23 protein-coding genes are annotated in these 24,221 nt (G+C 46.2%); 9 read left to right on the forward strand and 14 right to left on the reverse strand.

Annotation, left to right across the window (positions count from 1 at the left end; genetic code table 11):
• Positions 1–3: 3 nt before the first annotated feature.
• Positions 4–777, reverse strand: a complete 774-nt coding sequence (locus BBC0122_RS00415) for an alpha/beta hydrolase (RefSeq protein WP_077990312.1) — start codon at positions 775–777, stop codon at positions 4–6.
• A 293-nt stretch (positions 778–1,070) separates the two neighbouring features.
• Between BBC0122_RS00415 and infC the strand changes: the two genes are divergently transcribed.
• The 5 genes from infC (at position 1,071) to BBC0122_RS00440 (ending at position 7,980) form a co-directional block, all read left to right on the forward strand.
• Entirely contained in the window at positions 1,071–1,607 is a 537-nt protein-coding gene (gene infC / locus BBC0122_RS00420; protein ID WP_077990314.1) for a translation initiation factor IF-3, read from the forward strand.
• A gap of 219 nt (positions 1,608–1,826) precedes the next feature.
• Positions 1,827–3,278 carry an amino acid permease gene (locus BBC0122_RS00425; protein ID WP_077990315.1) on the forward strand — a complete coding sequence of 484 codons (1,452 nt, stop codon included), beginning with the start codon at positions 1,827–1,829 and terminating at the stop codon, positions 3,276–3,278.
• Between the two features lie 173 nt (positions 3,279–3,451).
• Entirely contained in the window at positions 3,452–4,363 is a 912-nt protein-coding gene (locus BBC0122_RS00430) for a hypothetical protein (protein ID WP_149866620.1), read from the forward strand.
• Between the two features lie 581 nt (positions 4,364–4,944).
• Positions 4,945–6,768 carry an ABC transporter ATP-binding protein gene (locus BBC0122_RS00435; protein ID WP_077990318.1) on the forward strand — a complete coding sequence of 608 codons (1,824 nt, stop codon included), beginning with the start codon at positions 4,945–4,947 and terminating at the stop codon, positions 6,766–6,768.
• A gap of 198 nt (positions 6,769–6,966) precedes the next feature.
• Positions 6,967–7,980, forward strand: coding sequence for a zinc-binding alcohol dehydrogenase family protein (locus tag BBC0122_RS00440; RefSeq protein WP_077990320.1), 1,014 nt, complete (start codon positions 6,967–6,969; stop codon positions 7,978–7,980).
• A 45-nt stretch (positions 7,981–8,025) separates the two neighbouring features.
• Here the strand turns inward: BBC0122_RS00440 and BBC0122_RS00445 are convergent, their stop codons facing one another.
• The 12 genes from BBC0122_RS00445 to BBC0122_RS00500 form a co-directional block, all read right to left on the reverse strand.
• Positions 8,026–8,988, reverse strand: a complete 963-nt coding sequence (locus tag BBC0122_RS00445) for a M14 family metallopeptidase (protein ID WP_077990321.1) — start codon at positions 8,986–8,988, stop codon at positions 8,026–8,028.
• A gap of 4 nt (positions 8,989–8,992) precedes the next feature.
• Positions 8,993–10,315: an MFS transporter gene (locus tag BBC0122_RS00450; RefSeq protein ID WP_077994370.1), complete on the reverse strand. Its 1,323-nt coding sequence runs from the start codon at positions 10,313–10,315 to the stop codon at positions 8,993–8,995.
• Positions 10,316–10,884: 569 nt separating this feature from the next.
• Positions 10,885–11,235, reverse strand: coding sequence for a hypothetical protein (locus BBC0122_RS00455; protein WP_077990323.1), 351 nt, complete (start codon positions 11,233–11,235; stop codon positions 10,885–10,887).
• 150 nt (positions 11,236–11,385) lie between these two features.
• Positions 11,386–12,240 (reverse strand): C40 family peptidase, encoded by an 855-nt coding sequence (locus tag BBC0122_RS00460; RefSeq protein ID WP_077990324.1) that lies wholly within the window; start codon positions 12,238–12,240, stop codon positions 11,386–11,388.
• The gene (locus BBC0122_RS00465; protein ID WP_077990326.1) at positions 12,240–13,631 is read right to left on the reverse strand and encodes a leucyl aminopeptidase family protein; all 1,392 of its coding nucleotides are present in this window, start codon (positions 13,629–13,631) and stop codon (positions 12,240–12,242) included. The genes BBC0122_RS00460 and BBC0122_RS00465 overlap by 1 nt, the downstream gene beginning before the upstream one ends.
• Before the next feature lie 7 nt (positions 13,632–13,638).
• Positions 13,639–14,634: a type I pantothenate kinase gene (coaA, locus tag BBC0122_RS00470; protein WP_077990327.1), complete on the reverse strand. Its 996-nt coding sequence runs from the start codon at positions 14,632–14,634 to the stop codon at positions 13,639–13,641.
• On the reverse strand, positions 14,627–14,950 hold the full coding sequence (locus BBC0122_RS00475) for a phosphoribosyl-ATP diphosphatase (protein ID WP_077990330.1): 324 nt from the start codon (positions 14,948–14,950) through the stop codon (positions 14,627–14,629). Before BBC0122_RS00475 ends, coaA begins: the two co-directional genes overlap by 8 nt.
• Positions 14,947–15,741, reverse strand: coding sequence for an imidazole glycerol phosphate synthase subunit HisF (gene hisF, locus BBC0122_RS00480; RefSeq protein WP_077990332.1), 795 nt, complete (start codon positions 15,739–15,741; stop codon positions 14,947–14,949). Before hisF ends, BBC0122_RS00475 begins: the two co-directional genes overlap by 4 nt.
• Positions 15,738–16,496 carry a 1-(5-phosphoribosyl)-5-[(5-phosphoribosylamino)methylideneamino]imidazole-4-carboxamide isomerase gene (gene hisA, locus BBC0122_RS00485; RefSeq protein WP_077990333.1) on the reverse strand — a complete coding sequence of 253 codons (759 nt, stop codon included), beginning with the start codon at positions 16,494–16,496 and terminating at the stop codon, positions 15,738–15,740. The genes hisF and hisA overlap by 4 nt, the downstream gene beginning before the upstream one ends.
• Positions 16,493–17,143: an imidazole glycerol phosphate synthase subunit HisH gene (gene hisH / locus BBC0122_RS00490; protein WP_077990335.1), complete on the reverse strand. Its 651-nt coding sequence runs from the start codon at positions 17,141–17,143 to the stop codon at positions 16,493–16,495. Before hisH ends, hisA begins: the two co-directional genes overlap by 4 nt.
• A gap of 4 nt (positions 17,144–17,147) precedes the next feature.
• A complete protein-coding gene (gene hisB / locus BBC0122_RS00495) occupies positions 17,148–17,744 on the reverse strand; it encodes an imidazoleglycerol-phosphate dehydratase HisB (RefSeq protein ID WP_077990336.1) in 597 nt (198 codons plus the stop codon).
• Between the two features lie 200 nt (positions 17,745–17,944).
• Positions 17,945–18,952 carry an asparaginase gene (locus BBC0122_RS00500; RefSeq protein ID WP_077994371.1) on the reverse strand — a complete coding sequence of 336 codons (1,008 nt, stop codon included), beginning with the start codon at positions 18,950–18,952 and terminating at the stop codon, positions 17,945–17,947.
• A gap of 266 nt (positions 18,953–19,218) precedes the next feature.
• Between BBC0122_RS00500 and hslV the strand changes: the two genes are divergently transcribed.
• Complete coding sequence (gene hslV, locus BBC0122_RS00505; RefSeq protein WP_075869579.1) at positions 19,219–19,776, forward strand: ATP-dependent protease subunit HslV; 558 nt, start codon at positions 19,219–19,221, stop codon at positions 19,774–19,776.
• A 79-nt stretch (positions 19,777–19,855) separates the two neighbouring features.
• Complete coding sequence (hslU, locus tag BBC0122_RS00510) at positions 19,856–21,166, forward strand: ATP-dependent protease ATPase subunit HslU (protein ID WP_077990338.1); 1,311 nt, start codon at positions 19,856–19,858, stop codon at positions 21,164–21,166.
• A gap of 95 nt (positions 21,167–21,261) precedes the next feature.
• Here the strand turns inward: hslU and BBC0122_RS00515 are convergent, their stop codons facing one another.
• Complete coding sequence (locus tag BBC0122_RS00515; RefSeq protein WP_077990340.1) at positions 21,262–22,278, reverse strand: YeiH family protein; 1,017 nt, start codon at positions 22,276–22,278, stop codon at positions 21,262–21,264.
• Between the two features lie 102 nt (positions 22,279–22,380).
• On the opposite strand from BBC0122_RS00515, the gene BBC0122_RS00520 reads away from it, so the two are divergent.
• Together BBC0122_RS00520 and BBC0122_RS00525 are read left to right on the forward strand one after the other, a co-directional pair.
• Positions 22,381–23,262 carry a LysR family transcriptional regulator gene (locus BBC0122_RS00520; protein WP_077990342.1) on the forward strand — a complete coding sequence of 294 codons (882 nt, stop codon included), beginning with the start codon at positions 22,381–22,383 and terminating at the stop codon, positions 23,260–23,262.
• Between the two features lie 76 nt (positions 23,263–23,338).
• Positions 23,339–24,166 carry a transporter substrate-binding domain-containing protein gene (locus BBC0122_RS00525; RefSeq protein WP_225868129.1) on the forward strand — a complete coding sequence of 276 codons (828 nt, stop codon included), beginning with the start codon at positions 23,339–23,341 and terminating at the stop codon, positions 24,164–24,166.
• Positions 24,167–24,221 lie beyond the last annotated feature (55 nt).

Raw genomic sequence — 24,221 nt, forward strand, 5'->3', positions numbered from 1 at the left:
TATTCAACGCGCACCGTTAGCTATCAGCATCTCCAAAGCGTTGAGGATGGCGGCAATATCTTGCGGACGGGAGAGATGGTGTTCGCCATCACGAATTAATGTCAGTGTAACATTATCGAAAGGCAGATGTTCGACAAGTTCAAGCGTATGCTGATAAGGCACTTCATTGTCGGCCATTCCCTGAATGATATGAACCGGACAATGAATATCGATAAGGCCTTCCATAACCAGATTTTTATCACCGTCATCAAGAAAGATTTTGGTAAAAGGAACCGGTTCCGGCTCGTTTTCATAAGGGACTTCAAAAAAGCCGCGTTCCTCCAGTTCCTGTTTTTGTTTGCTTGTCATTTGCGGGCGAACAAGGTCACGGGTGAAATCGGGTGCAGGGGCGAGAAGCAACAAACCGGCAAGCGGAATGTGTTTCTTTGCCAATTCCTGCGCCATGCGAAGCGCTATCCATCCACCCATTGATGAACCTGCTATGATTTGCGGGCCGCGGCAAAATTTTTCAAAAAGCGTCAGGCTTTCCTCTAACCACAAGGAAATGCTTCCCTTGTAAAAATCGCCCTCCGATTCGCCAGTGCCCGAATAATCGAAGCGCAAAAACGGATAGCCGTTTTTTTCTGCAAATGCATTCAATGCAACGGCTTTTCCCCCCATCATGTGCGAGCGGTAACCCGGTAGCCACATCAAACCGGGGTGTTTTGTTCCTTCAAGGGCACGTATTGCGAGTTTTTGATGGCCGACAGTTAAAAATTCAAGATCACCATTTTGCATGAAAAACTCCTTACATCGCCGGAACGATAACAAATATTATAGATAGACTTATTTTAGCCGGAAAATCGCGAACATAAACCCTTAATGCCGCTTTAAAGCCAATATTCAATAAAAGCCTAGCATTTCGGTTGTTTTTGAACGTTAATTTGTATATGACGAAAAACAGATGAATTTATTCGACTGAAATAAAATATCCGGTGTGAAATCTTGGGTAAACCAAGTTATCACACAGGTTTTAAAGGATAAATTATATCTGAACTGGATAATTGAAACTATTATAGGGAGAATCGACCATTCGCCGACCGTTTAAAACAACGCCAACCCCAAAAGATGGGCCGCGTTCCAATCAGGATATCCGCATTCCTCGTATACAACTTATCGATCATGAGGGGCATAATCACGGGGTCGTTCCGACGCAAGATGCTTTAGCAATGGCTGAAGAGGCAGGTCTCGATCTTGTCGAGATTGTTCCAAATGCCGAACCACCGGTTTGCAAAATCATTGATCTTGGAAAGCTGAAATATCAGAACCAGAAAAAGGCATCCGAGGCGCGCAAGAAACAGAAGACCGTGGAAATCAAAGAAATCAAGATGCGGCCGAACATTGATACCCACGATTACGGGGTAAAAATGAAGGCAATCGGAAAATTTCTTGAAGGTGGCGACAAGGTCAAAATTACCCTTCGGTTCCGTGGCCGCGAAATGGCGCACCAGGAATTGGGCATGCAGCTTCTCGAACGTGTAAAATTGGATACAGCCGGTATTTCAAAAGTTGAAGCCGAGCCAAAACTTGAGGGGCGACAGATGATGATGGTTATTGCGCCCAAATAATTTTGTGTATTTTTTAAAAGCACCGTTGATAACGGTGCTTTTTTATTAACTTTTAGTTGCAAACCCTAACCGGCAAATGAAATAGTAAACATATCGTATTTTGTTTTTATGCTGTTCAAAGCATAGAAGTTGTGTTTCGAGTTTTATACCGCGAAGGGAAACATGTTTTTTTGAAATATAGAAAGCATGGTTATGCGGCAAGAGTAGGGATTATATGTAATGTCAGGATGGCTTAGACGTAAACCGGTGATTGGGCAAACGTCACAAAGGGAACGAAAACTCATTCCGACATTAAGTTGGCCCCATCTTGTCGCGTTAGGTGTCGGTGGAATTGTCGGGACCGGTATTTATACCCTCATCGGTATTGGTGCCGACAGAGCAGGGCCATCCGTGCTGTTATCCTTTGTCATTGCCGGTGTTGTGTGTGCATGTGCCGCTTTTGCCTATGCGGAACTTGCAACTCTTATTCCGCTAGCAGGCGGAGCCTATACCTATTCCTATGCAGCATTAGGCGAGTTGATTGCCTGGATTGTCGGGTGGAGCCTTATTCTTGAATATTCACTTGTGGTCAGCACTGTGGCCGTTGGCTGGTCGGCTTACGCAACAGGATTTTTGCACGGCATCGGCATTCATTTGCCGTTCTGGCTTTCGGCAGGTTACAACGCAGTAGATCCGGCAACCGGTGTGCACGGGTTTGTCAATCTTCCGGCTGTTTTTATTGTTTTTGTTATTGCCGGCATGTTGATGATTGGTACCAAAGCAAGTGCGACATTGAATTTGTTCCTTGTTGTTATCAAAATAGCAGCTTTGGTACTTTTTATTATTGTCACACTTCCCCATTTCAATCTTGAAAATCTTCATCCCTTCATGCCGAACGGATTTTCCAAAGTCATGTCACCGGATGGTGTGGAACGAGGTGTGATGGCTGCGGCCGCTATTATATTTTTCGCATTTTATGGTTTTGATACAATTGCAACCGCTGCCGAGGAAACCAAACAACCGCGTCGGGATCTTTCTATCGGTATCGTCGGTTCGCTGATTGCGTGTATCATCATTTATGTTCTCGTCGGCCTTGGAGCAGTAGGTGCACTTCATTACACCAGTTTTGCGCATAGTGAAGAACCGCTTGCCCATATTTTGCGTACATTGGGCTCGAACCGCATTGCCGGTCTGATCGGCATTGCGGCTGTTATAGCATTGCCGACAGTGTTACTGGCATTCTTCTATGGCCAGACACGTATATTTTTTGTTATGGGACGCGATGGAACCCTTCCCGGTTTCCTCTCGCGCGTCAACGCAAAAACCGGAACGCCGGTTGCAACGACGCTTTTTACCGCCGTCATTATTGCCGCAATTGCCGGGCTTTTTCGACTTGATGAAATAGCTGCACTTGCCAATGCCGGAACGCTGGTTGCCTTCACTTCTGTTGGCATATGCCTGATTGTTTTACGCAAAACAGCAGCCGATGTTCCCAGAAAATTCAAAACACCTTTGGTCTTTATTGTCGGCCCGCTCAGTGCAATAGGCTGCGTTTATCTGTTTTTCAGCCTTCCATCGAAAACCCAATATTATTTTCTGTTGTGGAACCTTATTGGCATCGTACTCTATTTTTGTTACGGTTTCAGGAAAAGTAACATAGCGCATCACATTTCCGTGAATGACCGCTCTTAATGGCATTTTATGATGAACGTTTTTTTCTGAAATGCGTTTATTTATTATATTATATTCACGAGTGTTGTTCGGACAGAATGTTACATTTCGATGGTTTGCCATGCTGGAGGTATGTTTAAGTGTATAAACCAATAAGTTTCTTTTCAGCTGTTATTGCTTTATGCCTGGCGCCGATGGCTGCGGAAGCGGCTGTATACCAGAAAGTTCCGGGAACAGCGGTCTATATTAGTGTGCCCGACAGCTTTACTCTCACAACCGATTTTAGCGGTTTTATAGACAAAAAGTCCGGTGCATCTATTATCGTTGCAACAATGCCGCCAGCCAGTGACAGTGTGAAAAAGTTATTTAACGACGAAAAAACATTCATATCCGCTATGGATAATCATCATTATTCCATTACTTCACGTTCCCGCACGAAATCGCGTGATGGTAATGCTTTGCTTGTTTATCAGGGAAAGCAAACTGCCGCCAATGGTGTTTTTGATAAATGGTCTTCAATGCTTTTTGCACAGAATGCTTCTTACGTGATTACCGTACAGGCTCCTGAAACAGAACATTTCGCATTGGATGATGCGATGAAGATTTTCGCATCCGTTTCGCTTGCCCGTCATAATGATGAAGGCGATCAATTAAGCGCTCTTCCATTTACTTTTGGTGTTGAACCGCCGTTTGAATTTGTTGGCTCCATTATGAACAGTTCGGCAATGTTGACCATTCCGGCTTATACAAAAGATAGTGCTGAAAGTCCCGATATTGTGGTGACAAAGGGGCTTGAAACGGCTCAGGGTGCTCCTCTCGACAAGGTTGTCGATAATTATCTTAACTCGATCAAAGGGACCGTTAACAATGTCGCAGATCGCAAGACCTCGCACACAAAGTTCGCTGGCCACCCCGGTTTGAGGTTGCAGGCGACAGCCGAGATGAAAGGCGATCCGGTAGATCTTGTTATTTATGCGGCTGTGGGCAATGACGGGCATCCGATTTTCATGCATGCAACCGGCGAGAAGGGAACATTGGCTGCCTATAGCGATGAAATTGAAAAGACAGCCGATAGCATACAACTGAGAAACGACGAGAAGAAGTAACTCTCGACAGTGCCGGAAGTCGAAGGATAACCTTCCGTATCGCTTTTTCAGCTCCGATGAGCGGCTTTTGAATGCCTGCCGTCGGGGCTATTTTATATTTTTTGGCAAAGCCGTATAAAATCCGGACATTTCAACCATATATCGAATCGCAATGACGGCAATTCGCGATCCGGTTCCCGTTTCAGGTCTAAGAGCTGAGTCGACATAACAACTGGGCGAACATGGGAGTTGGCCCGGCATAAGAGTTTGCAGCCTATAAGGGCAGTTTTAAAAATAATGAATCGGCGGATTTTTTTAAAAAGATGTGCACAAAATCAGGTGGCGGCTTTTTGACAGGCAGGAAAAGCCACAGTCGTCCGGCATCTGTGCACTTTTGAGATAATGTACCGATCAAAATGACATAAACGCGTAATATTGCACATAACCGTCGGTTCCATTAAACTTGAAACATATGGCAGAGTGGATGGAATTCTTGCATCTCGATCTTCAACAGGATAGGAACAAGCTACCAGTAGTGCTCGTTGATGATGCTTCTACTTATCTGTTACTAGAGGCAGTCATTTAAAAAGGTTCGGCTATTTATGGCTAAAAAGAAACAGTTATCATCATTTGATAAAAGACTGATTGTTCGTTTGCTGCATGATAATTTCCGCAAACATGCATTCTGGTATATTTGCGCAATCATATCAATGCTCGTCATATCTGCTACGACCGGCGCAAGTGCCTGGATTATGCGTGATGTGGTCAATCACATCATCGAAGCAAATGATTTCAAGGTCATTGCGATGGTTTCGACCGGAGTGGCGGTTATCTTTATTATCAAAGGATTTTCCACTTTTGCGCAGACCTATTTTTTGAGTAAGGCAGGAAACAGTATCGTTGCAGAACAACAGCGCCGTATTTATTCGCGCCTTATGCAACAAGGTGTTGCTTTCTATCAGAATACGTCTTCATCCGATCTGCTTGTGCGTGTAACGCAAAATGCAAATGCTGCTCGCAACATTATCGATACGATTGTAACCACGTTTGTACGTGATCTTTTTTCGGTTATCAGCCTTCTTGCAGTGATGCTCTATCAGAATTTTCTACTCAGCATTGTCGCTTTGGCGGTTGGCCCTATCGCTTTTATCGGGGTCCGTCAGGTTTTGAAGCGCGTTCGCGGGTTAATGGAAAAGGAACTCTCTTCCATTGCTGAAATCATTAAGGTTATGCAGGAAACAACAATCGGCATTCGTGTCATTAAAGCTTTCTCGCTCGAAGAGCTGATGAAACGGCGCATGAATAAGGCGATTACCGATGTCGAAGTACGTTCAAACGGCATTGCCAAGCTGGAAGCTGCAACCAGTCCGATTATGGAAACTCTTGCCGGTATTGCAATTGCTGTTGTTATTTGTTTTTCCGGTTATATGGCGACGCAAAGAGTTGGCGTTCAAGGCGAGCTGATGTCATTTATTGTCGCACTCCTTCTGGCCTATGAACCGGCAAAGCGGGTTGCCAATGTGCGTGTCAAAATTGAATCAGGCATGATCGGTGTGCGTATGATGTTTGAAATTCTCGATCATCCGCTTACCCTTATGGAAAAAGAAAATCCGGTTGATCTTGACCGCTCGAAGGGCGATGTCCGGCTTGAACATGTCGGCTTTTCCTATGTGAAGGATCACATGGTTCTGCATGACATTACTCTTGATATTCCGGCAGGAAAGATGACGGCATTGGTCGGGCCTTCCGGATCGGGTAAATCGACAATGATTAACCTTATCATGCGCCTGTATGATCCGCAGGAAGGCCGCATTCTGATTGATGGTCAGGATATTCGTGATGCCAGTTTCAAATCATTGCGCGAATTGATGTCCTATGTCGGGCAAGATACGTTTCTTTTCCAAGGCACTGTCCGCTATAACATCGGGTTAGGGCGCGAAGGGGCGACCGAAGAAGAAATAGAGGAAGTTGCCAAGCTTGCCAATGCACATGATTTTATTATGGAACTGCCAGACGGTTACGATACCGATGTCGGTGATAATGGCGGCAATCTTTCGGGTGGTCAAAAACAGCGTATTGCTATCGCACGCGCTATGTTGCGCAATAGTGAAATTCTGATACTGGACGAGGCGACAAGTGCTCTCGACTCGGAATCCGAATCGTTAATCAAGGAAGCTTTGGCACGTTTGACCACCAACCGCACAACCATTGTCATAGCCCACAGGCTTTCGACAATTTCGCGTGCCGACAAAATTGTTGTTATGAAAAACGGCAGGATTGTCGAACAGGGAACCCAGCATCAATTGTTGAAGATTGAAGGCGGCCTTTATAAGCACCTCCATGATTTACAGTTCAAAGATCCCGATTTCGACGATATTGATCATGTCGAGGATTCATCACAAGATCAGAAAAAAATTGCCAAATAATTCGGGTTCGTTTGAAATTCCGGTTCTATTCGGCATTGTTCATCTCTATCAGATGCAAAATAATGCGATCACTGATTTGTCCGGTTGAATTGGCTTTCTTTCAAAAATACTCTAAATTGGTAGGGTGGGAGAGCAATTGGCTCCTACCCAAGCCATTTTATAGATGTTTTAAATGTTTCTCGCCAAAGGAAAACCATTATGAAAGCCGTCGGATATTTCGAGAATTTGCCGATTACTGATGATCGGTCTTTGCAGGATTTCGATTTGGAAATGCCGGAAATCGGCGATTACGACCTTCTGGTTGCGGTGAAGGCTGTTTCGGTCAATCCGATTGATGTGAAAACGCGCCAGACCGGTAAACCATTCGACGGTAGCCCACGAATTTTAGGGTTTGATGCGTCCGGCATTGTGCAAAAACTTGGTAAAAATGTTACCGGTTTTCACGAGGGAGATGAAGTTTTTTATGCCGGTGCTATCAACCGGCAAGGTTCAAACAGTGAATTTCAAGCTATTGATAGCCGCCTTGTTGCACTTAAACCGGAAAGTCTTGATTTCAAGACGGCGGCTGCTATGCCGCTCACATCGCTCACCGCTTACGAAATGTTGTTTGACCGCATTGATATTTTGAAACCGGTTCACAATGGCAAAAATGCCCTTTTGATGATTGCCGGTGCTGGTGGAGTGGGTTCGATAGCCATTCAATTGGCTCGCCAACTCTCCGATGTTGAAATTATTGCAACCGCTTCCCGCCCGCAATCACAGGAATGGGCGTTAAAAATGGGAGCGCATCACGTCATTGACCACACAAAAGATTTTGCTCCACAACTTGAAAAGATCGGCTTCCCCAATCCGTCATTCATTTTTTCGACAGCAAATTCCGACGGTTATTTACCTCAATATGTCAATATTATCGCACCCGAAGGACGACTTGGTCTTATTGATGGACCGAAAACATTTGATATTAACCCGCTAAAGATGAAAAGCGTTTCGGTTCATTGGGAATCAATGTTTACTCGTTCCATGTTCGTGACAGACGATATTGCGCGCCAAGGACAAATTCTGCATCATGTCGCGCAATTGATCGACGAGAAAAAGCTTGTTCCCACGCTTTCAAAGGTTTTGTCGCCAATCAATGCTGCCAATTTGAGAGAAGCCCACCGTTTGATCGAAACGCACCGCTCGGTCGGCAAACTTGTCGTTGAAGGTTTTTAATCGAATGGCGGGAAAAAACCGCCATTCAAATTTATATTCCGGATTTTATTCAACGAGCTTTCCCAGACGTACTGCCGTGTTACCTTTGCGGGCATGGCGCATTGACGGTTGAACGAGAATGCAATTGTCGTAAGGCGTTTTGATCTCTTCGTCACCATCATAGGCTATGATAGTGCCAGCTTTGCCGATCAGTTGCATGCCTTTAAAATTGTCGGAAAAACGGAAGTTATCTGTTTTGATTGTAACAGCTTCGGTAATATCAACCAGTTTCTGTTGTTGTGGAGCTGTTGGCAGGAGGTAATGTTCAACAGTTTTTCTATCAGCAATACCGGCAACCATCAAAAATCGCGCAGCAACATCGAGAGCTGCGGGGTAGGCCTGTTTTTCAAAATGTTGACCCGATTCAAATAAAATTGCAGCCTTGCGACTTTGCGGATTGCCGAAATCGCCGTAATCACGCAGCCGTTTTCCTGCTTTATGGCCTTTGTCCATCACAATATATTCAGGAACACCGACTTGGCGGGCGAGATCTTCCCCTTTTTTAAGGTACCCCCCCATCATGATTGCCGGATCGGATTCATGCATAGAATGAAGATCCAGCAGCAGATCAACCTGATCGACAACGGGGCGTAACGCACGCGCCCGACGCAATTCCAGACTGTCACGGGATCCATCAAGGGCTTCTTCGCTCCAGACGCGGTTCATATCTTCGTCAAGAAACCGCGTAGCATCGGGTGCATCGGGAGAAAATGCTTCATAGGCGGCAACATTGGCAAAACCCAAAGTAAGTGTACCACGTTCGGGTTTGAATTTGTCGCGCAAGAGCTTGTCGACAACCAATGCGCCGCTGATTTCGTTGCCATGGATGAGCGACATAATCATAGCGTGTTTACCGGGATGCCCCGACTTGAACTGATAAACATAATCGACCCCGCAATTACCTTGTTTCCACGCTGACAGGTCGGGGAACGGCAATTCGATCGGATATTGTTCGAGATTGGTATTCATGATCTTAACTGAAATCCTTGTTTTTATCTGTCGCTTTATGGCGACGAGCCAATAGGAGGATTGATATCAGGCTCAGAAGAACCGTGGACATGACGTAAAAGCTTGGCGACATGTTGTTATGCGTAGTCTGAATAAGCCAAGTTGCTATCAGCGGTGCAAAACCGCCGAAAATAGTGACCGACAGATTGTAACTGACTGCAAGACCGGTACTTCTCACATTGGTCGGGAAAATCTCGGCGATAAGTGCAGGTATTGCCGCAAGGCCGCACGCCAGAAGAAAACCGACAAAAGCCTGTACCGCAAAGAGTACCGCAGGTGTAGGCATTGCGTTAAGAATATAGAATAGCGGCCAGGATGTAACACCAAGAAATACGAATGAAATAGCGACGATCCGGATACGTCCGAACCGGTCGGAAATCGTGCCGACCATCGGCGAGACGATTAACAGCATAAATCCGGTAATCACTGCACCGATGAAAGAAAAAGTTTCGGGTAAATGCAATTGTTTGATCGCATAGGTCGGCATATAAATTTTATGTACGTAATTGAATGCAGTTGCCGCAGCTACAACTCCAATGCAAAGCAGAATATCATGCCAATTATATTTGAAGAGATCGTGTAGAGGCGTATTTTTCGGGCGATTGGATTTGACAGTCTCGAAATCGGCTGTTTCGGCAACACCGCGGCGTATATAAAAGCCGATCGGACCGATTAACAAACCAAAGGCAAAGGCAAGACGCCAACCCCATGAATTAAGCTGTTCGGGAGAAAGAAGAGCAAATAGCAGGGCACTTAAACCGGCTGCAAAAACGGTTGCCAGCCCTTGTGTCGACATCTGGAAACTGGCAAAAAATCCACGTTTGTCAATTCCGGCATGTTCTACCATAAAAGCAACAGACGAACCGAATTCCCCGCCGGTTGAAAATCCTTGTAACATGCGGGCTATGATGATGATAAGCGGGGCCAGAATTCCGATGGTTTCATAAGTAGGACAAAAGGTTATCATTGCAGTGCCGATAACCATCAGCGAGATGGAAAGAGACATAGACGCTTTCCGTCCGGCTTTATCGGCATAGCTTCCCAATACGATCGAGCCGAGTGGGCGGGTGATAAATGATATACCGAATGTTCCGACAGCAATCAGCAATGATACGGCACTGTCCTTATTCGGGAAGAATAAATTCCCGATTGTAATCGCAAAATAACCATAGATCAGAATATCATAGAATTCCAATGCATTACCGGCACTTGCGGCAGCAAATTCGCGCCAGTGTTCCTTGATGCTTTGCCGGATTGACCGGTTACCTTCGCTAGCTTGATGCCCCATTTTCCCCCTCGCCGGTTTCAGGTTTTTCAAAAATTCGTCCAAGCCGAATACAGTCAAGACCGCCTTTATATTATTTAAACGGATATTTCACGCAATAAAACGTGTATATGACCGGTTTTTAACAACCAGTTTTATCAATTTCCAAACCGGAATGAGGTAAATATACTTGTGCTTATTTTAAACGGTCGTCGACATAATAAGCCCATATTTTATCAACGATCGGATGGTTTGAAAATTTTTTACGATAAAGAGCAATGTCCCCTGCGACATAAGCCATGCAAAATTTTCAATTTCCACAATCAGCCCGCTATCTATTGCCGGTTTACATAGTTGATAGGGGGTAGAAAGGACATACCAGTACCGGTAGCTTTTAGCCCGACCAAGGAACTGAAAGAGTGGGTTTCATGCACGCCATGCAAATTCGGCTTGTCATCCAAGCTTGCGATATGACGGGCGATAATCGTTTTCAAGGTTGGCGGTAAAAAACAAAAATGGATCAGGCTGTTCTGTCATTCCGGTCAATATCGGGCTTTCCGTTTTTATCAACAACACTGACGGGAACCAGTGTTTCATGTGCAATTGTCAATCAATTGAACTTCTTCGGATTGGCGCGCAGTCTCGTGATAACCGGAATAGGCCAATAAAAGATCTGCTTCATTATTTGCAAGCAAAAGAATTGCGCTTCCATGACTTCCGGCAATGACACGGGTATGAAAAGTACCGGCTTTTTCATTTATTTCTTTATACCATTGCGGAAAAAACCTTATCGATAATGCTACACTTGTCGCTATTCCCGAATCCGGTCGGGCATCATCTTTTTCGCGCGGCCACCCGTTTGTGAAACAGGCGGATTGTTCCCGATATATCGCCGCTTCCGGCATAATGACACCGTCGGGCATCAATTCGACCGGTTTTTCCATTCAACGAGCCGAATTCCCACCCATTCTTCCGGAAGTTTTACGTCTCGCCCGAAAGCCGGACGGGTAACATGGTCGCTTCGGTGAAACCACAGGTGCGGGCGGGTTCAGGAAAATCTGTGGGCCACAACACCGGTATGATAATTTTTTTCTTTAATCCGGACGGCGATAACAAGTCGGTTGGGCGTGATGAAGGGCTATGCGTGCAATAGCTTGATCGAGGGGTTCTGTTTTCACATCCATTGATGCGCCATTGGCATGAATAAGCGTTCCGGAATCAATCATAATGGCTACATGACCTTTCCAGAAGACGAGATCGCCGCGTTTGAGGCCGTCATCCGGCGAAATATTTTTTCCGATTGTTGCCTGCTGCATATCGGTATCGCGCAAGACTGTTCGCCCCGTCATCATCATCGCAAGTTGCACAAGGCCTGAACAATCAATTCCCAAACCACTTTTGCCCCCCCAAAGATAGGGCGTGTGAATGAAAGACTCTGCTATCGTCACATAATCATCTGCCACCGTGGTGACAGGCATGATATGGTTGAAAACAACAAAACCTCCGTTATCAAGCTTCGCATAACGGGTGCCGCGTGTTTCGGCCTCTGCAACCACGCTGATGCGGCTTCCCATGGATAAAGGGCTAATCATGGGGCTGCGCAAGTCCGCATCACGATATTGGAAAGTGCGTGGCACGTTCACCCGATGGGTGGGTTGATTACCAATAGAACCGATTTTTGACTGTTCTACGTAACCGACATAGCCATCTTGTTGGGCTTGAACCCAGCAAAAGCCGTTTTTTTCTTCAAAGACTTTTACATTCTCGCCGAAGAGACATTCGCTTTGGCGTTCTGAGAGCGCGTCCGGAATTTTGTAAAGAGCAGCAACAGGTGCGACAATGCGCTTCAAAGAACCGGCCACAAAGCGGGATGCCTCCACTTTGCCACGCAAAGCTTCGTCGGCAAGGTCGGGGCGATAGGCATGAAGACGCGGGTCAAGTTTATCCATCAAAGACCTTTCAGAATTGTATAAAGAGCACGAATCCCTTGGGCTTCACCACCAATCGGGAAAGCGGGCTTTTCGGCCGGTGTCCAGCCATAAATATCAAAATGTGCCCAGTTTGCCGCCTGATCGACGAATTTCTGTAAAAACAAAGCAGCCGTAATAGAGCCGGCAAATCCATCCGTTGTTACATTGTTGAGATCGGCAATGCGGGAGGCAAGTTTTTTCTGATAAGGTTTCCAGAGTGGCAATTGCCATAACGGATCCTGAATTTCCATTGAAATGCGGGAGATTTTTTGACCAAGATTTTCATTGTTGCAATAAAAGGGCGGGACATCAGGTCCCAATGCGACACGTGCCGCACCGGTCAAGGTTGCCATGTCGAAAAGATAATCCGGTTTTTCCTCGTCGCCAAAGGCGAGCGCATCCGCCAGAATAAGTCGCCCTTCAGCATCGGTATTGCCGATTTCGACAGTCAACCCCTTTCTGCTTTTTAAAACATCACCGGGCCGAAAAGCATTTCCGGAAATCGAATTTTCAACAGCAGGAACGATAAGTCGCAACCGGATGGGGAGTTTTGCATCCATAATAAGGCGGGCAAGCCCCATGACATTGGCAGCTCCGCCCATATCTTTTTTCATCAATAACATGCCATTTGCGGATTTTATATCAAGGCCACCACTATCGAATGCCACTCCTTTTCCCACCAATGTCACTTTTGGATGGTTCTCGTCTCCCCAGCGGAGGTCGATAATACGCGGGGCTACCGAGCCGGCACGCCCGACAGCGTGAACCATCGGGAAATTTTGTTTGAGAAGATCATCTCCCCAAATACTTGTAACAGTCGCGCCGTAAGTTCTTCCCAATTGGCGTATTGCTTCCTCGATTGTGTCGGGCTCCATGTCATTGGTCGGCGTATTGATGAGATCGCGAACAAGAAATGTTGTTTCAACAAGACGTTCCAGTTCATCTTTATCAATATTGTCAGGAAGGGTGAATTTAAGTTTTTTTTGTGCTTTTGTCTGGAGATAGCGGCGGAATTTATAACTTCCTAACCCAAGTCCCAGAAAAAGATTAAGCGGGTTTTCCGGCAAATTTTCAAAATGCCATTCACCTTCCGGCAATTGTTTGAACAAATTTCCGGTTATAAAGGCATCGCTACCGTCGCCCGCTCCGAGGTAGGCTCTGGAAGCTATCCCGTCATTATCGGGAACCACCAATATGTCACCGCTTTTGCCGGTGAAGTGATTGGCTTTTGCCCACGAGCCTGCAACAGTGTCTTCGGAAGCAAAGGAGAAATCATTTTCTGCGACCAGAATGATCGGGTGGCTGTGTTCGGATTGTTCTGTTGTAAATTCAATCGGGCAAGATGTTATCGGAGCCAATATTCGCGACATAATTCACCTATAATTTTCTAAGCGCAACATATTCCACCAGATGATCGCTACCCTTGTGCAAGATAAGATCGGCACGTGGCCGTGTTGGTAAAATATTTTCTTCAAGATTTTTCAGATTGATTGTGTTCCACAAATTTTCGGCAACCGCCATCGCTTCCTGTTCGGTCATTTTTGAATAACGATGGAAAAATGATTGGGGATTCTGGAAAGCTGTGAGCCGGAAACGGCGGAACCGCTCCATATACCAGTGGCGGATAATTTCGGTTTTTGCGTCAATATAAATAGAAAAATCGAAAAAGTCGGAAACGAATGGTACGGCTTTTCCATCACGCGGCAAATCCCTGACCTGAAGCACGTTAATACCTTCGACAATAAGAATATCCGGCCGGTCGACAACAATCTGCTCGTTTGGCAAAACATCATAGGCCGCGTGGGAGTAAAGCGGTGCTACTACGTCACCCATGCCTGCTTTGATTGCGGAAAGGAAACGTAAAAGTTTGCCGACATCATAGGAATCAGGAAAGCCTTTTCTATCCATCCTGTTTTCTGCTCGTAAAACCGCATTCGGGTAAAGAAAACCGTCTGTTGTTATCAGGTCAACTTTGGGGCTGGATGGCCAACGTTTGAGGAGTTCTTGCAAAATGCGGGCGGTGGTTGATTTACCAACCGCAACCGAACCCGCAATACCTATGATGAACGGTGTTTTAGCTGTGTCTTGTGTGCGCAAGAAACGTTTGCGTTTTTGAAACAGCATCTGGATTGCTTCGACATGGGTCGAAAGCAGGCGGGAAAGGGAAAGATAAATGCGTTGCACTTCATGAAGATCAATCGGATCACCGATGGAACGCAATCGCTTGACCTCGTCAAAGGTCAGGGTCAGTGGCGTATCGGCACGAAAGACAGACCATTCATAGGCAGTAAAAATGCTATAGGGCGAATAACGGCCGAAAACAAAATCACCGAGGTCGCCGGATTGGTGAGTAGGCTCTGGTGTATCAACCATTCTTTCGGGACGCCTTTTCCTCAAGTCCGGATTGAGCTGTGCGCCTTGCAAGTTCTTTGATAACGTCATCAAGCTTTATTCCGCGTATATGCCACATAACCAGCAAATGATAGATCAGGTCGGCGCTCTCGCTGATGAAATGTTTGTCATCTTCATCAATCGAGGCGATAACAGTTTCAACCGCTTCCTCACCCATTTTTTTGGCAGCACGTCCTATTCCCTTTTGTACGAGGCTTGCCGTATAGGAACTGCCATCGTCAACTTTTGCACGTTCGGCAATCGTATGTTCAAGGGTATGCAAACTAAAATCAGTCATTCACCTTCTCCGAATTCATCCAGACGTACCGGAATGCCGGCTTTTGCCATATAATGTTTTGCTTCACCAATGCTATAGGTTCCGAAATGGAAAATTGAAGCGGCAAGCACCGCCGTTGCATGTCCGTCACGGATACCGGCCACGAGATGGTCGAGTGTTCCAACGCCGCCCGATGCAATAACAGGAATATCCACTGCATCGGCAAGGGTGCGGGTCAATGTAATATCATAACCTTCTTTTGTCCCGTCACGGTCCATAGAGGTGAGCAGAATTTCACCGGCACCTTTTTTTTCAACAAGACGGGCAAATTCGATAGCATCAATACCGGTCGGGTTTCTGCCGCCATGGGTAAAAATTTCCCAACGCCGGTTTTTACCATCGCCTGCTACCTCTTTGGCATCAATGGCAACCACAATACACTGATTGCCGAATTTATCGGCGGCTTCGGCAACAAAATCGGGGTTTTTAACAGCGGCTGTGTTTATCGACACCTTGTCGGCACCGGCAAGCAGGAGTTTGCGTATGTCGTTTACAGTGCGCACACCTCCGCCAACCGTGACAGGCATAAAGCATTGGTCGGCCGTGCGGGCAACAACATCGAACAATGTTTCGCGATTGTCGCTGCTTGCTGTAATATCGAGAAAACACAATTCATCGGCACCGGCGCTGTCATAGGCTTTTGCAACTTCAACCGGATCACCGGCATCAACGAGATCAACAAAGTTGACCCCTTTGACGACACGTCCGTCTTTAACATCAAGACAAGGAATAATACGCGCTTTGAGTGTCATAATTGCCCACTCTTTCCGGCTTTTTTATTTGCCTCGTCAATCAATGCCAATGCTTCTTTCGCATCAATATGCCCGTCATAAAGAGCGCGTCCCGAAATTGCGCCGTTCAATATGGCAGCTTCGGGTGAACAAAGCCGTTTTATATCCTCCATCGAGGCAAGACCGCCGGAAGCAATAACCGGTATTGAAACAGAACGGGCAAGCTCAAGGGTTGAATTCCAGTTGATACCGGTGAGGATTCCATCGCGATCAATATCGGTATAGATAATGGCGGCAACCCCTGCGCCTTCAAAACGTTTTGCCAGTTCAAGGGCAGAAAGTTCGGACTCTTCAGCCCACCCTTCAACGGCAACTTTGCCGCCGCGGGCATCAATACCAACGGCTATTTTTCCCGGAAAAAGTTTGCAAGCCTCGCGAACCAGTTGCGGATTTCTGACAGCAACAGTGCCCAGAATTACGCGGGCCAAACCCTTTTTCAGCCAGTTTTCGATATGGGCAAGGGTTCTGATACCGCCACCAAGCTGGACAGGATTGGTTGTTGCCTCTAATATTGCATCAACGGCCGAACCGTTCACTGTAACACCTTCAAATGCACCGTTGAGATCAACAACGTGAAGCCATTTGAAACCTTCCGACTGGAAGTGGTGGGCTTGCGCGGCAGGATCGGCACTATAAACCGTTGCCTTATTCATATCGCCGAGTTTCAGGCGGACACAAAAGCCGTCTTTAAGATCGATTGCAGGGTAAAGAATCATGGTTTCCATTCCAGAAAATTGGCAATGAGTTGAAGGCCGAGACGCTGGCTTTTTTCCGGATGGAACTGCGTCCCGAACATATTGTCGCGGATAACTGCTGCTGTGACCGGCCCGCCATAATCGGTTACTGCCAATAATTCATCAGGATTTTGACAATCAAGTTGATAGGAATGGACAAAATAGGCATGAAGCCCCTGTTCACCGGTACGGATGCCGGAAAATAGCGGGTGGTTCTGTTTCAATTCGAGGGTGTTCCAGCCGATCTGGGGCACTTTCAAAGCATCGTCTTGAGGCTTTATCAAAGTGACATCACCTTTAATCCAGTTAAGACCGTTGGTGATTGTTTTTTCCATTCCGCGGGAAGCCATGAGCTGCATACCAACGCAAATCCCCATGAAGGGATAGCCGCCCTTCAGCACCCTTTCGTTCAAAGCTTCAACCATTCCCTGAACGGCATCAAGTCCGGTACGACAATCGGCATAGGCACCGACGCCCGGCAAAACCACGCGGTCGGCTTTCATAACATCTTCTGCCCGATTGGTGAGGATAATATTTGCGTTTATGCCATGGTCATGGCTTGCGCGCTCGAAAGCTTTTGTGGCCGAGCGTAAATTGCCGGAGCCGTAGTCGATAATTGCGACTTGCATTTTATCAGCCTTTCAAAGTGCCCTTGGTCGAGGGTACAGCGTTTTTCTGGCGCGGGTCTTCCTCGATTGCAGCACGTAAAACACGGGCTACCGATTTAAATGCGGTCTCGGCTATATGGTGGCTATTCAAGCCGTAATGATTGACAATATGAAGCGTAATTCCGGCGTGCTGGGAAAAAGCCTGAAAAAACTCTCTGACCAATTCGGTATCGAACGAGCCGATTTTTTGTGTCGGAAATTCGACCTTGAAAATAAGAAACGGGCGCCCTGATACATCAATGGCCGCTCTCGTACAGGTTTCATCCATAGCGAGATCAAGCGAAGCATAACGGCGAATGCCGCGCCGCTCCCCCAAAGCCTGTTTGATAGCTTCACCCAATGCGATTCCGCAATCTTCCACTGTGTGATGATCGTCTATATAGGTGTCACCGACAGCCTTGATTTTCATATCGATCAATGAATGGCGGGAAAGTTGTTCCAACATATGATTGAAAAACCCTACGCCGGTATCAATTTCAAATATTCCCGTACCGTCAAGATTGACCGAAACCGAAATATCGGTTTCATTGGTTTTGCGTTTTATAGTTGCTGTGCGCGTCATGTTGTTCCCGTTCCAAGAAGCTTCAAAGGTGCTTCACCCGTTATTATTTTCAAAACCTGACGATGAGCACAAGGCTTAATGAAGCGGTATTATTTATAAGCTTTATCAGCGTCACTTTTGAAGTAAAATATGTTAAATCATTCGTGTAAAATATCCAATTGCTTTCACGTTTTTTTCATTGGCGAACCGGTTTTGTGACTTCAAACGGTTTTTACTGTCTCACCGATTTGCCAGTGACCCCATTCTTTTTCAATTTTCTCTTTATCATGACCGGCTGAAAGAAGAGCCCATAATAACAGCCTCGCTTTTAAGGGGGAAAGCCAACCGCCCATCAGCACGCCGCCTTTCATCAGATCAATTTCCGAACCTTTATAGCCATAGGTTCTTTCACTCGTTGGCCCGCTATAGGCCCGTGTTGCTACAATAACCGGCAGAGTACCCGCATAATTTTTAATAATGTCGGCTTCCTCGAAACTGACATGGCCTGATCCGAAACCGGCAACCACAACGCCCTGATAAATGCCGCTTGAAAATACGAGTTCAAGATGATCTCCGCCTGAAGAAAGACACGCTTCGACAAGGGCAACTTTTTTATCAAGCGTTTTCGGCAGGCTTAGCGGTTTTGGTCGTCTATCGATAGAGTGGAAGAATACCGGTTTTGCCTCGACAATCACGCCAAGCGGGCCGACTAAACCTGATTTGAATGTTTCAACTTTAAGAGAATGACTTTTTCTTACAAAATAGGCAGAATGGATTTCGTCATTCATCACCACCATAGCGCTGCGGCCCACGCTTTGTTCATCTATTGCCACGAGTAACGAGGATAAAAGATTGGCCGGCCCGTCGGCACCGGCTGCCATCGGTGCCCGCATAGCACCGGTTATAATGAGCGGCTGGGGTTTTTGCCAATAAAGTGAAAGGAGAAATGCTGATTCTTCAAGTGTATCGGTTCCCTGTGTCAGGATGACAGCTTTTGCACCTTTATCAATCTGGTTATTTGCCCAATCAAGAGCATCAAACAACACTTTGAAGGAGAGTGAACCGCTTGGTAATTTCGCCAATGTTTCGGCATGTATTGTAGCCAATCCCGAAATTCCGGGAACCGATCGGGTGAGTTGTTCTGCCGAAAGTTCCGGCTCCACACCACCGGACTTCCCGGAGACCATGGCAATTGTGCCACCCAATGCACCTATAGCAACCCTCGGCAATGGCATTTTCTGTTTTCCTTTGAATGTTCATACCGGCCAACCCTTAGCAGGATTTCTTCACACCAACAATGAGCATTCATTGCAAGTCATCATTGAATGGGGGTTCCGGAATGACCGAAGCGTTTTTTAAAAAGTAAGAAGGTTTTTAAAATGTCTTCGTCAATATGGTTGAGTTTTAATGTGCGAGTTCCTAAATATGCACTCTATATAGCCGCTTTTCATTGCTTTTAACGAGGATGGAGCGTGTGGATAAAAGGAGTTTACTTGTGACAGAACATAAGCCCGATACAATGTATGGCACGACCATCATTACAGTGCGCAAAGGCAATAAGGTTGTCATTGCCGGCGATGGACAGGTGACATTAGGGCAGACAATCATGAAGGGTAATGCAAGAAAGGTACGCCGTATTGGCAAGAATGGATCGGTTATTGCCGGTTTTGCCGGTGCAACAGCCGATGCATTTACCTTGCTTGAACGGCTTGAAACCAAGCTTGAACAATATCCCGACCAATTGATGCGCGCCTGTGTTGAACTTGCCAAGGATTGGCGCACCGATCGTTATTTGCGTAAACTGGAAGCAATGATGCTGGTGGCCGATAAAAATGTGACGCTGGCTTTGACAGGTCTTGGCGATGTGCTTGAACCTGAAGATGGCATTATGGCAATCGGTTCGGGCGGCAACTTTGCTCTTTCGGCAGCGCGTGCACTGATCGACACCGATATGGATGCCGAAACAATTGCCCGCAAAGCCATGAAGATCGCTTCCGATATTTGCGTTTACACCAATAGCAATTTTATTGTTGAAACGCTTGATGCCGAATAATGATTGAATGTTTCCATGTCACTTCTTGTCAGTCATGCGTAAAACCTGACAAGACGTGTGAAAGAGAGAGCACTTTTAGATGAGTTCTGTATTTTCCCCCCGCGAAATAGTTTCCGAACTTGATCGCTTTATTATCGGACAAAAAGATGCCAAGCGTGCTGTTGCTATTGCATTGCGCAACCGTTGGCGGCGGCAACAACTTCAAGGCGAGATGCGCGAAGAAGTAATGCCGAAAAATATTCTGATGATCGGGCCGACCGGTGTCGGCAAGACCGAAATTGCCCGCCGCCTTGCAAAACTCGCCGGTTCACCTTTTGTCAAGGTTGAAGCCACCAAATTTACAGAGGTCGGCTATGTCGGCCGTGATGTCGAGCAGATTATTCGTGATCTTGTTGAAGTGGCCATCAATCTTGTCCGTGAGAAAAAACGTGAAGAGGTGAAAGCCAAAGCTCATATCAACGCAGAAGAACGTGTTCTGGATGCGCTGGTCGGCAAAACTGCAAGTCCCGCTACCCGCGATAGTTTTCGTAAAAAATTGCGTGAGGGCGAGCTTGATGACAATGAAGTTGAAATAGAGATTGCCGATAACAGTCCGAATAATGCCCCCACCTTCGATATTCCGGGTATGCCGGGCGCACAGATGGGTATTATGAATTTGTCCGATATTTTCGGTAAAATGGGCGGACGCACGAAGACGCGGAAAACAACGGTCAAAAATGCATTCAAACCATTGATCGAAGACGAGTCCGACAAACTTCTCGATCAGGACCAGATCGTTCAGGAAGCGCTTCGTTCCACTGAAAATGACGGTATTGTCTTTATCGACGAAATCGACAAGATTGCGGCCCGTGAAGGCGGCCTCGGTGCCGGTGTTTCGCGTGAAGGTGTGCAGCGCGATCTGTTACCTTTGATTGAAGGAACAACGGTTGCTACCAAATATGGTCAGGTTAAAACCGATCATATTCTGTTTATCGCGTCCGGTGCGTTTCACGTATCGAAACCTTCAGACCTCTTGCCGGAACTTCAGGGACGTTTGCCGATCAGGGTCGAGCTGAATGCGCTCACGCGGGAAGATTTCCGCCGCATTCTGACCGAAACGGAAGTCAGTCTTATCAAGCAATATATTGCTTTGATGGCGACCGAAAATGTGACACTCGAAATTACCGATGATGCCATTGATGCTCTCGCCGATATAGCAGTGGATTTGAACTCTACTGTGGAAAATATCGGTGCCCGCCGTCTGCAAACAGTGATGGAACGCGTTCTTGACGAAATTTCCTTCACAGCACCGGATAAATCGGGAACAACCTTCAAGGTTGATGCCGCTTATGTCAAAAAAGCAGTGGGTGACCTTGCCGCCAATGCCGATTTGTCGCGGTTTATTCTGTAGTTTCAAAACAAACAGAGTTTATATAGTCTATCAAAAACAGCCCTTCGGGGCTGTTTTGTTTTGGATATAGCAGCCTTTTACGCACTACCGGCCATTTATGACAAATGAAGGAGCGAGATCATTGTCAGGCTTGCGGTCGCCAGAATGATGATGGATATGAAAGCTGTCAGGACAACCCGCGGTCCGGATTTTTTCAAAGCCTTTATATCAACGCCCAGTCCTAAAGCAGCCATTGAAATAACAGTCAGGATTTTTGCCACAAAAGCCATGGTATCGAGTGCCAATTGGGGAATAATATTGCAGGAATTGGCAAGCAAAAGAATGACGAAGCCGATAATGAACCACGGCACCATTTTGCCGAATTTGAGTTTGGTGTTGGCACCAAGGCCATAAATGAGGCCGATCACAAATATAACCGGCCCAAGCATCAAAACACGGACAAGTTTGACAAGTGTCGCTGTCTGGACACTGATAAGTGAAACAGGTGCTGCCGCAGCCAAAACTTGCGGCACAGCATAAACAGTCATACCGGCAAGAACGCCGTATTGTGTAAAGCTTAAGCCCGCTAGCGGGACAGCAAGTGGCAAGACCAGAATAACAACAATACCGAGTGCTGCTGTAAAAGCAATTGATGAAGCCACATCAGAGCCTTCTGCTTTGATGACAGGTGCAACAGCGGCAATCGCCGAATTTCCGCAAATCGAATTGCCACAGGCTACAAGCAATGCGAGACGGGGGCCAAGGCCCAAAAGTCTGCCAATTGCGTAAGTTACGGCAATCACACAGGCCACAATGACGATAATGCCGATAAGCAATCCGAAACCGGCAGCGACGACCGCGCTCACACTGATACTTGCGCCCAATAATAGAACCGCGCATTCAAGAAGGATTTTTGCCGAAAATCCCACCCCTTCAGCATATTGGGATGGAATACCTTTGATTGTCCGGATGATTGCGCCAATCAGGATGGCAAGAACCAGACTTTCAAGCCAGGCCTCGCCGAAGATAAGTTTTTCAAGCTTTTCCAGAACAATGGCAACAGCCGAAATAACTGCGCATAATATGATGCCCGGTGCAAAACGAAAAAAAATGGCCTGAACTCGGCTTGTCATAGTGAAATATCCTTTTTTAAAATTTGCTAGCGCGGTTTAATCATGTAATCAATTTTCAAATATGTTATGAATTGTTCGATTTGATCGAACATTGGCACGGCAATGATTACATTTGAACAGATGCGGATATTTCTTGCTGTCGCCGAACGCGAGCATTTGACCGAAGCGGCCAAAGCTCTTTTGTTGACACCTTCTGCTGTTTCCAGTGCCATCCACATGATAGAAGAACATTATCAGGTGCGCCTTTTTAATCGCATTGGACGGCGTATCCAGTTGAGTGATGCGGGTTCTGTCTTCGTTGAGGATTGCCGCCACACATTGGCGCAAGTCAAACTTGCCGAAACAACTTTGCGTGAATTTAGCGGGCTTAAACGTGGAGCACTCGGTCTCTATGCGAGCCAGACAATCGCCAATTATTTTTTGCCACCGGTCATTGCAAAGTTTCGCAATTTATATCCGGCGATAACGGTCAAAATGTCGATCGGTAACACCGAACAGGTTGAAAATGCTGTTCTATCAGGCGTGACAGACATCGGTTTTGCTGAAGGAACTATCAAAAATGAAAGCCTTCATCGTCAAAAAGTGGCTGATGACGAATTGTTCATTATTGCGGCAAAAAACCATCCTCTTACAACTAAACCGTCGGTGAAGTTTCAAGATATTTCGGCGTTTCCGTGGATTTTGCGTGAAAATGGCTCAGGAACACGGGCAATTTTCGAGCAGGCACTTGCAAACCATGGCTATGACTTCACCGATCTTGAGGTGATGCAGACTTTCCCGTCGAATGAAGCGGTGCTTTCGGCAGTAGCTGCGTCAAATGCTCTGACTGCCATTTCAAAACGTGCGGTTTCGGCTTTGCTTGCCGCAGGGCTTGTTGAAAGGTTGAATTTTTTATCCGTAAAACGTGATTTTTTACTGTTACTCAATCCGCAACGCTTCAAAACCAAAGCAGTTGGTGCTTTTATTGGTTTGCTTGAAAGTTGAGTGGCCAAATTTAGAAGAGCTATAATTCAAATCTACGGGGATAAAACAAAAACACATATTAAATTGCCGGATGGGAATGATGATGAAGAAAACTCTGATGATGCTTTTTTGGGGGTGTTCGTTTTTAACGCTGACAGACGCCGATGCGTCGAAACTCGATGATGTCCTCGACATTAAAACATTACGCGTTTGCACCACCGGCGACTATAAACCGTATAGTTTTTTGAAAACGGATGGTACTTACGAAGGCATCGACATTTCCATGGCGCATTCTTTGGCCAAATCTCTTGGAGCGGTGGTTGAATTTGTGCCGACAAGCTGGAAAACGCTGATGGCCGATTTTCTTGACGATAAATGTGATATTGCAATGGGTGGGATTTCCATTTCTCTTGCCCGCCAACAAAAGGTTTATATGTCTGAACCACTTGGAGTGGACGGTAAAATTCCGTTTGTCCGCTGTGAAGACGCAAAAAAATATAATACGTTAAATGCACTTAACCAAAAGAGTGTTCGCGCGATCGAGCCGGCAGGCGGAACCAATGAGGCATTTGTCAGAAAATATATGCCGAATGCCAAACTCGAACTTTTTCATGACAATACAACAATTTTTAAAAATCTTGTCGACAAAAAAGCCGATGTCATGATTACCGATGCATCCGAAGCACTTTATCAAAAACGGTATTACCCGACTTTATGCGCCGTCAATCCCGATAAGCCTTTGGAGTTTTTCGAGAAGGGCTACATGCTCCCGAAAGGCGACATCAGTTGGAAACTTTATGTCGACCAATGGCTGCATTTGATGCAAAAAAACGGCGAATATAATGCAATCTCCGCCCATTGGCTGAAAGCAGGTGATGTTGGACATCATGATAAAAAACATTCTGGAGCCAAACATGCCCACTAAATTAAGCTTATCTGGCTTAAACAGGGGTAAACTGCAAAAATAAGATACCCTGTTC

Origin of the sequence: Ditibartonella choladocola, from assembly GCF_002007565.1 — a bacterium.
Lineage (GTDB): Bacteria > Pseudomonadota > Alphaproteobacteria > Rhizobiales > Rhizobiaceae > Bartonella > Bartonella choladocola.